Origin of the sequence: Bacillus sp. SN32 (assembly GCF_002837495.1) — a bacterium.
Taxonomy (GTDB): domain Bacteria; phylum Bacillota; class Bacilli; order Bacillales; family Bacillaceae; genus Bacillus; species Bacillus subtilis.
In genome coordinates, this window is record NZ_PJCT01000001.1 from 645,352 (window position 1) to 659,388 (window position 14,037).

Here is a 14,037-nt window from a genome sequence, read left to right on the forward strand (position 1 = left end):
AAAGATAATTAGACCTATTTATTTTTGTGACATTTTTATCATTTTCATATATATGGAAATTGAATGACATGAAACGACAATATCTGTAATTCAGATTGTCTACAGTTAATATACAGCGATGTTCTGACAAACCATTCATTATTAAAAGGAGGGACGACACTTTTTTTAAAAAGCATGTTGAAAAAGGGGGATGAAAATGAAGAAAAAAACGAAAAACAGACTCATCAGCTCTGTTTTAAGTACAGTTGTCATCAGTTCACTGCTGTTTCCGGGAGCAGCCGGGGCAAGCAGTAAAGTCACCTCACCTTCTGTTAAAAAGGAGCTTCAATCTGCGGAATCCATTCAAAACAAGATTTCGAGTTCATTAAAGAAAAGCTTTAAAAAGAAAGAAAAGACGACTTTTCTGATTAAATTTAAAGATCAGGCTAACACAGAAAAAGCGGCAAAAGCGGCTGTTAAAAAAGCGAAATCGAAGAAGCTGTCTGCCGCTAAGACGGAATATCAAAAGCGTTCTGCTGTTGTGTCATCTTTAAAAGTCACAGCCGATGAATCCCAGCAAGATGTCCTAAAATACTTGAACACCCAGAAAGATAAAGGAAATGCAGACCAAATTCATTCTTATTATGTGGTGAACGGGATTGCTGTTCATGCCTCAAAAGAGGTTATGGAAAAAGTGGCGCAGTTTCCCGAAGTGGAAAAGGTGCTTCCTAATGAGAAACGGCAGCTTTTTAAGTCATCCTCCCCATTTAATATGAAAAAAGCACAGAAAGCTATTAAAGCAACTGACGGTGTGGAATGGAATGTAGACCAAATCGATGCCCCAAAAGCTTGGGCACTTGGATATGATGGAACTGGCACGGTTGTTGCGTCCATTGATACCGGGGTGGAATGGAATCATCCGGCATTAAAAGAGAAATATCGCGGATATAATCCGGAAAATCCTAATGAGCCTGAAAATGAAATGAACTGGTATGATGCCGTAGCAGGAGAGGCAAGCCCTTATGATGATTTGGCTCATGGAACCCATGTGACAGGCACGATGGTGGGCTCTGAACCTGATGGAACAAATCAAATCGGTGTAGCGCCTGGCGCAAAATGGATTGCTGTTAAAGCGTTCTCTGAAGATGGCGGCACTGATGCTGACATTTTGGAAGCTGGTGAATGGGTTTTAGCACCAAAGGACGCGGAAGGAAATCCCCACCCGGAAATGGCTCCTGATGTTGTCAATAACTCATGGGGAGGGGGCTCTGGACTTGATGAATGGTACAGAGACATGGTCAATGCCTGGCGTGCGGCCGATATTTTCCCAGAGTTTTCAGCGGGGAATACGGATCTCTTTATTCCCGGCGGGCCTGGTTCTATCGCAAATCCGGCAAACTATCCAGAATCGTTTGCAACTGGAGCGACTGATATCAATAAAAAGCTCGCTGACTTTTCTCTTCAAGGGCCATCTCCATATGATGAAACAAAGCCGGAAATATCTGCACCGGGCGTAAATATTCGTTCATCCGTTCCCGGTCAGACATATGAGGATGGATGGGACGGCACATCAATGGCAGGGCCGCATGTATCCGCTGTTGCTGCACTGCTAAAACAGGCGAATGCCTCACTTTCTGTTGATGAGATGGAGGATATATTAACCAGCACGGCTGAACCGCTCACGGATTCAACATTTCCTGATTCACCGAATAACGGATATGGCCATGGTCTGGTGAATGCTTTTGATGCTGTATCCGCTGTTACAGATGGTTTAGGGAAAGCGGAAGGACAAGTTTCTGTAGAGGGGGATGACCAAGAGCCTCCTGTCTATCAGCATGAGAAAGTAACTGAAGCCTATGAAGGCGGCAGCCTGCCATTGACATTGACAGCTGAAGACAATGTGAGTGTGACATCTGTAAAGCTGTCCTACAAGCTTGATCAAGGTGAATGGACAGAAATAACGGCTAAACGAATCAGCGGTGATCATCTAAAAGGAACGTATCAGGCAGAGATCCCAGATATAAAAGGAACTAAACTAAGCTATAAGTGGATGATTCACGATTTTGGCGGTCATGTGGTTTCGTCTGACATATACGATGTAACAGTGAAACCAAGCATCACGGCGGGATATAAGCAGGACTTTGAAACTGCACCCGGCGGCTGGGTTGCGAGCGGAACAAATAATAACTGGGAATGGGGAGTTCCGTCAACTGGCCCAAATACAGCAGCATCCGGAGAAAAAGTATATGGAACGAATTTGACAGGAAATTATGCCAACTCAGCAAACATGAACCTTGTTATGCCTCCTGTTAAAGTACCTGATTCAGGAAGTTTGTTTCTTCAATTTAAAAGCTGGCACAATTTAGAGGATGATTTTGATTACGGCTACGTTTTTGTTCTTCCGGAAGGTGAAAAGAATTGGGAGCAGGCTGGTGTCTATAACGGAAAGACATCAAGCTGGACGGAAGAAGAAATTGATTTATCGGCTTATAAAGGCCAAAACATTCAAGTGATGTTTAACCTTCAATCAGATGAAAGCATTGCAAAAGAGGGCTGGTACATTGATGATGTAGTGCTTTCTGACAAATCAGCCGGAAAAACAGTCAAAAAGAATAAGCTGGGCGTCGAAAAGCCGTCTGGAAAGCAAAAGAAAAAGCCAGTAAATCCGAAAAAGGCTAAGCCATCTGCAAACACAGCGGTAAAACATCAGAACAAGGCTATACAGCCTCAAGTTTTGCCGCTCAGGGCACAAGTCAGTGTAGTGGAAACAGGAAAATCAACATATTCAGATCAATCCACAGGGCAGTACACGCTGAAGCACAAAGCGGGAGACTATACGCTTATGGCAGAAGCATATGGTTATCAGTCGAAAACACAAAAAGTGTCTTTAAAGACGGATCAGACGACACAAGCTAATTTTACGTTAGAAGAGATGAAGAAGGGCACATTAAAAGGCACGGTCATCAATAAAACGACAGGAGAGCCGGTAAAAGGCGCTTCCGTTTATGTTGTAGAGGATGCTGCGGTGGAACCGGCTATGACAAACGATAAAGGTGAATATACGCTGGAGGCCTATGAAGGCGCTTATACGATTAAAGTCGCTGCACCGGGTTATTACAGTGATGAATTTTCCGTTGAGTTAAAAGGTGATGTTACAAAAGAAACTGCATTGAAGCCTTTCGTCGGTTATCCGGGTGAAATTGCATATGATGACGGAACGGCGGAGAATGCCAATTCCTATTTTGCTGCCGGTAACGGATGGGCGGTAAAAATGACGCTCGCTGACGGCAAGGACAAAGGCATGCTTACAGGAGGGCTGTTCAGATTCTGGGATACAGAGTTCCCTGATCCCGGCGGCACAGAGTTTAAGGTTGAGGTATACGATGCTACAGGAAAAGACGGAGCACCGGGCAAGAAAATTGCCGGGCCATTTAACGCTGAAGCTCTTCGCAATGGCGAGTGGACTAAGGTAGATCTCAGTTCAAAAGGGATTATGGTCGATAAAGACTTTTATCTCGTATATATCCAGTCGAAACCTGACCCGTATTCACCTGGACTGGCAATGGATGAAACCGGCAAGAATTCCGGCCGCAACTGGCAGTATATAGGTGGACAATGGGAGCCGGGTGACGAAGCAGACGGCAACTATATGATTCGCGCATTAGTTAATTATGAAGCTGCTGTACCTGAGATTACTTCACCGACAGACAAATCATACACAAATAAGGATAGCGTCACTGTAAAAGGAAACGCTTCTCCTGGTACAAAGGTACACATTTATAATGGAGAGAAAGAGGCAGGAGAAACGAAAGCTGCTGCGGATGGCACGTTCCATGCAGGCATCACACTCAACAAAGGTGAAAATGAGCTGACGGCAACTGCATCAACTGACAACGGAATAACAGATGCCTCCAGCCCAATCACGGTCACGCTTGATCAAGAAAAGCCTGAGTTAACGCTGGACACTCCAAAGGATGGCGGGAAAACAAATAAAGAAACGCTGACTGTCAAAGGGGCTGTATCCGATGATAATCTGAAAGACGTCAAGGTGAATGGCAAAAAAGCAACAATAACTGATGGTTCATACTCAGCCCGAATTCTTTTGGAGAATGGAAGCAATGAAATCAAGGTGATTGCTACAGACTTAGCAGGCAACAAAACGACGAAAAAGGCTGTCATTGATGTCAACTTTGACAAGCCTGTCATTTCCGGCTTAATTCCGGGAGAGGATAAAAACTTAAAAGCCGGTGAATCTGTGAAAATCGCTTTCTCAAGCGCTGAGGATTTAGATGCAACGTTTATCATTCGTATGCCGTTGACAAATGCAAGAGCGAGTGTGCAAAACGCCACCGAACTCCCGTTAAGAGAAATTTCTCCGGGAAGATATGAAGGCTATTGGACAGCCACTTCTTCTATTAAAGCAAAAGGAGCAAAAGTAGAAGTGATCGTAAGAGATGATTATGGAAATGAAACAAGAAAAACTGCGAATGGAAAACTTAATATCAACACAGAAAATTAAGTGGAAAAATGCTGCCGTCATTGGCAGCTTTTTTATATATCCTCTCATTACACTTCCTCGACAAATTAAGCAGATTTCCCTGAAAAATTGTATTTTCCTCTCAACATTAATTGACAGACTTTCCCACAGAGCTTGCTTTATACTTATGAAGCAAGAAGGGGAACAGCGTGAGGCAAGAAAGAAAGGAGTCAGATGTGAAAATCTATTTAGATGTCATTTGGCTGTTAAACTTTTGTTTTGATGCACTTTTGCTTTTGCTCACGGCATTTATTTTAAAACGGCATGTAAAAAAAAGAAGACTGGTAGGCGGAGCGTTCATCGGTTCCAGTATTGTCCTTTTGATGTTTACTCCTTTTTCGCCGATTGTTGAACATCCGGCTGGGAAGCTAGCTTTTTCAGTTGTGATTGTGGTGGTGACATTTGGCTTTAAAAGATTTCGGTTTTTCTTTCAAAATTTGTTTTCCTTTTATTTTGCCACTTTTTTAATGGGGGGAGGAATTATCGGAGCCCATTCTTTGCTGCAGTCAAATTCTATTGTTCAAAACGGTGTCATGATTACCAATCAAACAGGGTTTGGAGACCCGATCAGCTGGTTGTTTATTGTTGCTGGCTTTCCAGCATTATGGTTTTTTTCTAAAAGAAGAATTGAAGATATTGAAACAAAAAACATTCAATATGAGGAACGAGTCAGCGTCCAGGCAGATTTGGGCAGCCAAACACTTCATGTCAGAGGCCTGATTGATTCCGGTAATCAGCTGTACGATCCTCTTACAAAAACACCAGTAATGATCATTTACATTGATAAACTGGAGCCGATTTTCGGAACAGCCGAAACGATGATCATTCGAAACACAGACCCATTGGAAGCCATCGAACAGCTCGATGATTCCTTTCGCTTTTTAGATAAAATGAGATTGATTCCATACAGGGGAGTTGGTCAGCAAAATCAATTTTTATTATGCGTTAAACCGGATCACGTAACGATTATGACAAAAGAAGAAATGATTTCTGCAGATAAATGTTTAATCGGCATCAGCACAACAAAGCTGTCGGCAGATGGAGAGTTTGACGCGATTATTCATCCGAAAATGCTTTCGGGCAAGGCTGTCAAACACGTTTCATAATGTTCGCAAATGTCCGTTACTTATCATACTCAAACGGCGTGACATTTAGAAGGGAGAGGAAGATGAAAAAACTGAAATTACGGTTGACGCACCTCTGGTATAAGCTGCTGATGAAACTTGGGCTGAAAAGTGATGAAGTCTATTACATAGGCGGGAGTGAAGCCTTGCCGCCTCCATTATCTAAAGATGAGGAGCAGGTTTTGTTAATGAAGCTCCCAAACGGCGATCAGGCGGCGCGCGCCATTTTAATTGAACGCAATTTGCGTCTGGTCGTATATATCGCCCGTAAATTTGAAAATACGGGAATTAATATAGAGGATTTAATCAGCATCGGTACCATCGGTCTAATCAAAGCTGTGAATACATTCAATCCAGAAAAGAAAATCAAGCTTGCTACCTATGCCTCCCGATGTATAGAAAATGAAATCCTGATGTATCTGAGGAGAAATAACAAAATCCGTTCAGAGGTTTCCTTTGATGAACCGCTTAATATTGATTGGGACGGCAATGAGCTTTTGCTTTCTGATGTGCTCGGCACTGACGATGACATCATCACTAAAGACATAGAAGCTAACGTCGATAAAAAGCTTTTGAAAAAAGCGCTTGAACAGCTTAATGAGAGAGAAAAGCAAATCATGGAGCTGCGGTTTGGGCTTGTCGGTGAAGAAGAAAAAACCCAAAAGGATGTAGCGGATATGATGGGGATTTCTCAGTCTTATATTTCGCGGCTTGAGAAAAGAATTATAAAAAGATTGAGAAAAGAGTTCAACAAAATGGTGTAAAAAATTTTATGGTTAGAACCCCTTGATTTTACAGGGATTTCCTGATTTCGACAGTTTTTCGGTCTGAGTGCAGTGCATATTTTTCCCACCCAAGGAGATACTTAACGTTGTACAGCAGCTCCTGTAGGGAGGGAAAAAAGTGTCGAGAAATAAAGTCGAAATCTGCGGGGTGGATACCTCCAAATTACCAGTACTCAAGAATGAAGAGATGAGAAAGCTGTTTAGGCAGCTGCAGGATGAAGGCGATGATTCAGCAAGAGAAAAGCTTGTAAACGGGAACTTGCGTCTTGTCTTAAGTGTCATTCAACGATTTAATAACAGAGGGGAGTATGTTGATGACTTATTTCAAGTCGGCTGCATCGGACTAATGAAATCCATTGATAATTTTGACCTAAGCCACAATGTTAAGTTTTCAACATACGCTGTACCTATGATTATCGGAGAGATCCGCAGGTATTTACGCGATAATAACCCGATCCGTGTCTCAAGATCACTCCGGGACATCGCTTACAAGGCGCTTCAGGTAAGAGAGCGGTTAATCAGTGAGACAAGCAAGGAGCCGACTGCAGAAGACATCGCAAAAGTTCTTGAAGTACCGCATGAGGAAATAGTATTTGCGCTTGATGCCATCCAGGATCCGGTTTCTCTATTTGAACCGATCTATAACGATGGCGGAGATCCGATCTATGTGATGGACCAAATCAGTGATGAGCGTAACACAGATTCACAATGGATTGAAGAGCTGGCTTTAAAAGAGGGCATGAGAAGGCTGAATGATAGGGAAAAAATGATTTTGAGAAAGCGATTCTTCCAAGGGAAAACCCAAATGGAAGTCGCCGAAGAAATCGGAATATCCCAGGCACAGGTGTCTAGACTTGAAAAAGCGGCTATCAAACAAATGAATAAAAATATTCATCAATAATGAAAAGCCTTTAAAACGATGTTGTTTTAAAGGCTTTTCTATTGATTACGGATGGTTTACGTTTTGGAAAAAGTAAGGTATCCTAGTTCGTACAAAGTTTTATGAAAATTAAAACAATTATAAAAGGCAATAAAGAGGAGGACCACGATGATTTTGAAGCTTGACAATGTCTCACTAAAACGGAATGGGAAATGGATACTGAGAGATATTCATTGGAAGGTGGAAGAAAAGGAAAATTGGGTGCTTTATGGCCTAAATGGAGCCGGGAAGACAGCGCTGTTAAATATGCTTTGCTCTTATTATTTTCCAACATCAGGCGAGATGCAGGTGCTTGGCCATGAATTTGGCAAAACAGAGCTTGGGGAAAAGCTCAGACGTAAAATTGGCCTCGTCTCAGCAGCTCTTCAGCAAAAATTGTATCCGGCAGATTCAGCCTTTGAAATTGCTTTGAGCGGAGCTTACGCTTCGATTGGGTTATATGAAACGCCAAGTAAGGAAACCAGGGAAAAAGCGATTGGTTTGTTAGAGGACTTGGGAGCAATTGAATATGCCGATCGCCGCTATGAAACCCTTTCTCAAGGGGAAAAACAAAGAGCGTTGATTGCTAGAGCACTAATGGCCGATCCGGAGTTGCTGATACTGGATGAACCAGTCACAGGGCTGGATTTTATTGCCCGGGAAAAGTTGTTAGATACGATTACATACATTGCAAACAAAGAAAATGCACCATCTATCCTTTATGTGACTCATCATGCTGAAGAAATTTTGCCTGTCTTTGATAAAGCCCTTTTATTAAAACAGGGAGAGGTCTTTGGATCCGGAGAAATAAAGGAAATGCTTACTGATCAAATACTTTCCGCTTTTTTTGATACGCCAATCCATGTATTATGGAATCAGGATCGGCCGTTTTTAACAAGAGCTGAGCCGATAACGAATGCCTGACAAACATATATAGATTCATCCTAGGGGTGCTTTACGAAGCTGAGAGAGACTTTGTCTCAACCCTTTTGACCTGATCTGGATCATGCCAGCGGAGGGAAGCGGTGAAAAGCGGAGTACATCGGACTCCGTTTGTTTTTATTAAGCCGTTTCATCACATTTGAAACGGCTTTTTTGATTTTAAAGAATAGGAGCGGATTTACATTGGATCAACAAATAGACTCTTTGCAAAAAAAAGTGGAAGAACAAAAGGAGGAGCTTATTCAGCTTGCTAAAACACTGATTTCTTATCAAACACCCGCTCCGCCTGCAAGAAATACAGAGGGCATTCAGTCATGGATTGCGGGATTTTTAAATGAATTGGGATTCTCGATCGACAAATGGGATGTGTACCCTGGAGATCCCAATGTTGTCGGCAAGCTAAAGGGAACAGATTCAGCAGATTATTATAGCCTGATTATCAATGGTCATGTAGATGTGGCAGAGGTAAAAGAGGATGAAGAATGGAAGCACGATCCGTTTCATCCCATTGAAAAAAACGGTCTCTTAATCGGGCGAGGCGCTTCCGATATGAAGGGCGGAATGGCTTGTGTGCTGTTTGCTGTCAAATTAATTCGTGAAGCCGGCATTGAGCTTCCAGGTGATCTGATTCTGCAATCGGTTATTGGGGAGGAAGTTGGAGAGGCCGGCACACTTGAATGCTGCAAGAGGGGCTACCACGCTGATTTTGCAATTGTCGCGGATACGAGCGATATGCATATTCAAGGCCAAGGCGGTGTCATTACAGGCTGGATCGAAATCAAAAGCAGTCAAACATTTCATGATGGAACGAGACGGAATATGATTCATGCAGGCGGAGGAACATTCGGAGCAAGCGCAATTGAAAAAATGGCAAAAATCATTGCGGGGCTCGGTGAACTTGAGCGCCACTGGTCTATTATGAAAAGTTATCCCGGTTTTAAACCCGGCACAAATACGATTAACCCGGCAGTTATAGAAGGCTGCAGACATGCGGCTTTTATAGCGGACGAATGCCGGCTGTGGATCACAGTCCATTTTTATCCGAATGAAACCCATGACCAAGTGGCAGAGGAAATAGAAGATTACGTCAATCGGCTGAGTGACAGTGATATTTGGCTTAGGGAAAACCGCCCTGTATTCAAGTGGGGAGGCTCATCTATGATAGAAGACAGAGGAGAAATTTTTCCGGCATTGGAAGTTGACCCTGGCCACCCAGGCGTCTTAGCGCTAACTGCCTCTCATGAGAAAGTGAAACGGGAGTGTCCAGTTATTGACGTTTCTCAATCAGTTACAGATGGCGGATGGCTGTATGATGCCGGTATTCCATGCGTAATATACGGTCCTGGAGATCTGCACAATGCACACTCTGTGAACGAGAAGGTATCGATTGAGCAGCTAGTAGAGTATACAAAAATTATACTCAATTTTATCATCAGCTGGTGCAGCCGGAAAAAGAACAATGACATGAAAATTTCTTCTTGCTGACAAGGTTCAGCCTGCCCGTTCATATACTTGAACAAAAGGACGGAAAAAGGACGTGATGGAATGATCAGCATTTCAGAATTTCAGGTAAAGGATGTCGTCAATGTCTCAAACGGAAAAAAGCTGGGGAGTATTGGTGATATTGATATCAATGTGACTACTGGAAAAATTCAGGCGATCATACTCGGAGGAAATGGGAAAGTTCTCGGATTTTTTGGAAAAGAAGAGGAATTGGTCATTCCATGGCGAAATATAGTAAAAATCGGGGAAGATGTAATCTTAGTCCGATTAAGTGAACCGCATGCATAAACCTGCTTGTCTGCCGCAGATTGGCAAATGCCGGAAGTCTCGATTCTTCCGGCACATTTCATTTAGAAATATGCAAATCGGCGCTCAACGAATGCAGTAAGATGTGGTAAAATAAGTGGGAAATTCCGCTTTTTTAAATGTTTGTCGAAAGGTTGGATCATCATGAATACATATCACCCATTCAGTCTTACCACACCCTCGACACTCATGATACAAGACTGGGCTCAAACGAATCAAAACAACAAAGAGGTCATTGCCGGATTTACGACAAAAAACGGCGGTGTCAGCCAAAAGCCTTTTGAATCGTTAAATACAGGATTGCACGTTCATGACAAAGATGCAGATGTAGTTAAAAATCGTGAATATATTGCCGATATGTTTAATACTGATTTGCAGTCTTGGGTATTCGCTGATCAGACACATGATAATCGCGTTCAGAAAGTGACGCAGAGGGATAGGGGAAAAGGCGCCCGTGAGTATCACACGGCTCTAAAAGCAACGGACGGGCTCTATACAAATGAAAAAAATGTATTTTTAGCATTATGCTTTGCTGATTGTGTGCCTCTTTTCTTTTATGATCCGGTTAAGTCGCTTGTCGGAGTCGCCCATGCCGGGTGGAAAGGCACCGTCAAACAGATTGGCAGAGAAATGGTGAAGCAATGGACTGAGAAGGAAGGTTCAAATCCCTCAGATATTTACGCTGTTATTGGCCCGTCTATCAGCGGTGCATGCTATACGGTAGACGACCGCGTCATGGATGCTGTCCGTGCATTGCCGGTTTCAGCAGACCTTGCCGCCAATCAGACGGCAAAGGCACAATATCAGCTTGATCTGAAAGAGCTGAACCGTCTTATACTGATGGACAGCGGTTTGGCAAGTGAACAAATTTCTGTCAGCGGTTTATGCACGGAAAGCGAGCCGTCTCTTTTCTATTCTCATCGCCGCGATCAGGGGAAAACTGGACGGATGATGTCCTTTATCGGAATGAAGGAGGCATAAAAGATCTTGCGTGTTGTTGATAATTTACGACATATAAACGAACGAATAAACGAAGCATGTAACAGATCGGGCCGCAGCTCCGATGAAGTTACGGTTATTGCAGTCACAAAATATGTATCACCTGAAAGAGCACAGGAGGCAGTAGATGCTGGCATCACCTGCCTCGGAGAGAATCGGGATGCGGAACTGCTCCGCAAACAGGAATTGATGAAAGGGAATCCGGAATGGCATTTTATCGGCAGTTTGCAATCAAGAAAAGCAAAATCTGTCGTCAATGCGGTTTCCTATATCCATTCCCTAGACCGGCTCTCATTAGCGAAAGAAATTGAAAAACGGGCTGAAGGTACTGTACGATGCTTTGTGCAGGTCAATACCTCTCTTGAGCCTTCTAAACACGGCATGAAAAAAGAAGAAGTCATTCCATTCATACAGGAGCTTTCCGGTTTCGAACATATCCTTGTTGCCGGACTGATGACAATGGCTCCGCTGACTGATGATCAAGATCAGATCAGAAGCTGTTTCAGGTCGCTGAGAGAACTCCGTGACCAGGTTCAGAAGCTGAACCAGCCGAACGCTCCGTGTACTGAACTGTCGATGGGCATGTCAAATGATTTTGAAATTGCAATTGAAGAAGGAGCTACTTATATTAGAATCGGCTCATCGTTAGTCGGAAATGAAACAGGGGGTGTACAGCAATGAGTATGAAAAATAAACTGAAAAACTTTTTCTCAATGGAAGATGAAGAATACGAATATGAATATATTGAGACAGAGCGGGAATCTCATGAGGAGCATGAGCAAAAAGAAAAGCCGGCTTATACGGGGAATAAACCTGCAGGCAAACAGAATGTAGTGAGCTTGCAAAGTGTTCAGAAATCCTCTAAAGTGGTGTTGAGTGAGCCGCGCGTTTATGCGGAGGCGCAGGAAATAGCCGACCATTTGAAGAACCGGCGGGCAGTTGTCGTCAATCTTCAGCGGATACAGCATGACCAGGCGAAGCGGATTGTTGACTTTTTAAGCGGAACCGTTTATGCCATCGGCGGCGATATTCAAAGAATCGGCTCAGATATTTTCCTCTGCACGCCTGACAACGTAGATGTATCAGGCACAATTTCTGAGCTCATATCTGAAGACGAACATCAGAGGTGGTAAAGCGAGATGATCCTTTATCAAGTTTTTTCGGTTTTAAGCTTATTAATCACAATATACTCATTTGCCCTGATCATATATATTTTTATGTCATGGGTGCCGAGTACGAGGGAAACAGGAGTCGGGCGGTTTTTGGCTTCGATTTGTGAACCATATCTCGAACCATTCAGAAAAATCATCCCTCCGATTGCAATGCTGGATATTTCACCAATCGTAGCAATACTTGTGCTTCGGTTTGCGACAACCGGCTTGTGGGGACTTTATCGCATGATTGCGTTTTAATGTGACAGTTTGATAGGGGCTTGGCAGCAGCCAAGCCTCTTTACATAGAAGGGAAAGACGATGAGCGATATATATCAGCACTTCAGAAAAGACGAGCGGGCCTTTATTGATCAGGCGCTCGAATGGAAAAGAATTGTCCAGGAGCAGTACCGGATGAAGCTGACCGACTTTTTAGACCCCCGAGAGCAGGTCATCCTCTCTGCTGTTACGGGACAGGCTGACGTCGGGCTTGCTTTTTCCGGCGGCTATGACAGAGCGGAGCGGAAACGGGCGATTCTGTATCCAGAGTACATTACTCCGGAAGTATCGGATTTTGAATTGCAGGCGTTTAACGTCCGTTATGCTGACAAGTTTGTCTCAGTAGATCATCGTTCTCTGCTTGGTGCATTAATGGGCATAGGATTAAAGCGGCAAAAATTCGGTGACATCGTGTTTTCTGAGACAGCAGTGCAATTGATTGTCTCAGCCGATACCGCTGATTTTGTGGCTGCACAGCTGACCCAAGCAGGCAAAGCGGCGGTCAGCCTAGAGAAAATCGACTTGTCAGACCTTAACATTCCAGCAGTTGATGTCGAAATAAGAGATGACACGGTTTCTTCTTTAAGGCTTGACGCCGTCTGCGCCTCTATGAGCAGGCAATCCCGCCAGAAATCACAGACGCTTGTGAAAAACGGCCTTGTGAAAGTGAACTGGAAGGTGGTTGAAGATCCTTCATACATAGTCGCGGAAGGGGACATGCTGTCAATCAGAGGTTTTGGCCGGTGCAGCTTAACAAAAATCGAAGGGAAAACCAAAAAAGACAAATGGAGAGTTACGTTTGAACGACAAAAATAGTCGGTTTTTCAGTTTTTTTCTCCATCTGTGCGAAATTTGTTTTATAATGTGAACTAGATAACCGTACTGAAATGTAAAAATGGAGGTGGCATCATGCCATTAACGCCAAATGATATTCACAACAAGACGTTTACAAAAAGTTTTCGCGGATATGATGAAGATGAAGTAAATGAATTCCTAGCCCAAGTCAGAAAAGATTACGAAATTGTTCTCCGCAAGAAAACTGAGCTTGAAGCGAAAGTCAATGAGCTAGATGAAAGAATCGGACACTTTGCCAATATTGAGGAAACATTGAATAAATCAATTTTAGTTGCTCAAGAAGCGGCTGAAGACGTAAAACGCAATTCTCAAAAAGAGGCAAAGCTGATTGTTCGGGAAGCGGAGAAAAACGCTGATCGCATTATCAACGAATCGTTATCAAAATCAAGAAAAATTGCAATGGAAATTGAAGAGCTGAAAAAACAGTCTAAAGTGTTCAGAACACGCTTCCAAATGCTGATTGAAGCTCAGCTTGATCTTCTGAAAAATGACGATTGGGATCATCTCCTTGAGTATGAAGTCGACGCTGTATTTGAGGAAAAGGAATAAATTCTCTGATTATCTTGACATTTTCTTAGCTTGTCGAATATAATACGTTCATAAATTCAGATGAAAAAACGGTTGAAAGGGACAGTCATGTTTCCTTCAGGCCTTCATA

General features: G+C 43.1%; 13 protein-coding genes, 1 riboswitch and 1 other annotated feature (1 of these 15 only partly in view). All 13 genes read left to right on the forward strand.

Annotation, left to right across the window (positions count from 1 at the left end; translation table 11 throughout):
* The first annotated feature begins 196 nt into the window (after positions 1-196).
* The 13 genes from CW370_RS03515 (at position 197) to divIVA (ending at position 13,928) form a co-directional block, all read left to right on the forward strand.
* Entirely contained in the window at positions 197-4,498 is a 4,302-nt protein-coding gene (locus CW370_RS03515; RefSeq protein WP_101169488.1) for a bacillopeptidase F, read from the forward strand.
* Positions 4,499-4,692: 194 nt separating this feature from the next.
* Positions 4,693-5,622, forward strand: a complete 930-nt coding sequence (gene spoIIGA, locus CW370_RS03520; RefSeq protein WP_014479729.1) for a sigma-E processing peptidase SpoIIGA — start codon at positions 4,693-4,695, stop codon at positions 5,620-5,622.
* Positions 5,623-5,684: 62 nt separating this feature from the next.
* A complete protein-coding gene (gene sigE, locus CW370_RS03525; protein ID WP_003221446.1) occupies positions 5,685-6,404 on the forward strand; it encodes an RNA polymerase sporulation sigma factor SigE in 720 nt (239 codons plus the stop codon).
* Between the two features lie 139 nt (positions 6,405-6,543).
* Positions 6,544-7,326, forward strand: a complete 783-nt coding sequence (sigG, locus tag CW370_RS03530) for an RNA polymerase sporulation sigma factor SigG (RefSeq protein ID WP_009967190.1) — start codon at positions 6,544-6,546, stop codon at positions 7,324-7,326.
* A 147-nt stretch (positions 7,327-7,473) separates the two neighbouring features.
* Positions 7,474-8,268 (forward strand): ABC transporter ATP-binding protein, encoded by a 795-nt coding sequence (locus CW370_RS03535; protein ID WP_024572121.1) that lies wholly within the window; start codon positions 7,474-7,476, stop codon positions 8,266-8,268.
* Between the two features lie 12 nt (positions 8,269-8,280).
* Positions 8,281-8,382: riboswitch (TPP riboswitch) on the forward strand.
* An 87-nt stretch (positions 8,383-8,469) separates the two neighbouring features.
* Positions 8,470-9,771, forward strand: coding sequence for an N-formyl-4-amino-5-aminomethyl-2-methylpyrimidine deformylase (gene ylmB / locus CW370_RS03540; protein WP_101169578.1), 1,302 nt, complete (start codon positions 8,470-8,472; stop codon positions 9,769-9,771).
* Positions 9,772-9,831: 60 nt separating this feature from the next.
* Positions 9,832-10,077, forward strand: a complete 246-nt coding sequence (locus CW370_RS03545; RefSeq protein ID WP_003232153.1) for a YlmC/YmxH family sporulation protein — start codon at positions 9,832-9,834, stop codon at positions 10,075-10,077.
* 162 nt (positions 10,078-10,239) lie between these two features.
* Positions 10,240-11,076: a peptidoglycan editing factor PgeF gene (gene pgeF / locus CW370_RS03550; RefSeq protein WP_029946170.1), complete on the forward strand. Its 837-nt coding sequence runs from the start codon at positions 10,240-10,242 to the stop codon at positions 11,074-11,076.
* A gap of 6 nt (positions 11,077-11,082) precedes the next feature.
* Positions 11,083-11,775 (forward strand): YggS family pyridoxal phosphate-dependent enzyme, encoded by a 693-nt coding sequence (locus CW370_RS03555; RefSeq protein WP_014479734.1) that lies wholly within the window; start codon positions 11,083-11,085, stop codon positions 11,773-11,775.
* The gene (gene sepF / locus CW370_RS03560) at positions 11,772-12,227 is read left to right on the forward strand and encodes a cell division protein SepF (protein ID WP_014476753.1); all 456 of its coding nucleotides are present in this window, start codon (positions 11,772-11,774) and stop codon (positions 12,225-12,227) included. Before CW370_RS03555 ends, sepF begins: the two co-directional genes overlap by 4 nt.
* Before the next feature lie 6 nt (positions 12,228-12,233).
* The gene (locus CW370_RS03565) at positions 12,234-12,506 is read left to right on the forward strand and encodes a YggT family protein (RefSeq protein ID WP_010334177.1); all 273 of its coding nucleotides are present in this window, start codon (positions 12,234-12,236) and stop codon (positions 12,504-12,506) included.
* 60 nt (positions 12,507-12,566) lie between these two features.
* A complete protein-coding gene (locus tag CW370_RS03570) occupies positions 12,567-13,340 on the forward strand; it encodes a YlmH family RNA-binding protein (protein ID WP_024573496.1) in 774 nt (257 codons plus the stop codon).
* A 93-nt stretch (positions 13,341-13,433) separates the two neighbouring features.
* Positions 13,434-13,928, forward strand: coding sequence for a septum site-determining protein DivIVA (gene divIVA, locus CW370_RS03575; RefSeq protein WP_003221468.1), 495 nt, complete (start codon positions 13,434-13,436; stop codon positions 13,926-13,928).
* 62 nt (positions 13,929-13,990) lie between these two features.
* Positions 13,991-14,037: a binding site (T-box leader), on the forward strand; it runs 180 nt beyond the window's last position.

Coding starts and splice junctions, on each gene's coding strand:
- CW370_RS03515 (WP_101169488.1), top strand. CDS start 197: ATGAAGAAAAAAACGAAAAACAGACTCATCAGCTCTGTTTTAAGTACA.
- sigE (WP_003221446.1), top strand. CDS start 5,685: ATGAAAAAACTGAAATTACGGTTGACGCACCTCTGGTATAAGCTGCTG.
- CW370_RS03535 (WP_024572121.1), top strand. CDS start 7,474: ATGATTTTGAAGCTTGACAATGTCTCACTAAAACGGAATGGGAAATGG.
- CW370_RS03545 (WP_003232153.1), top strand. CDS start 9,832: ATGATCAGCATTTCAGAATTTCAGGTAAAGGATGTCGTCAATGTCTCA.
- pgeF (WP_029946170.1), top strand. CDS start 10,240: ATGAATACATATCACCCATTCAGTCTTACCACACCCTCGACACTCATG.
- sepF (WP_014476753.1), top strand. CDS start 11,772: ATGAGTATGAAAAATAAACTGAAAAACTTTTTCTCAATGGAAGATGAA.
- CW370_RS03565 (WP_010334177.1), top strand. CDS start 12,234: ATGATCCTTTATCAAGTTTTTTCGGTTTTAAGCTTATTAATCACAATA.
- CW370_RS03570 (WP_024573496.1), top strand. CDS start 12,567: ATGAGCGATATATATCAGCACTTCAGAAAAGACGAGCGGGCCTTTATT.
- divIVA (WP_003221468.1), top strand. CDS start 13,434: ATGCCATTAACGCCAAATGATATTCACAACAAGACGTTTACAAAAAGT.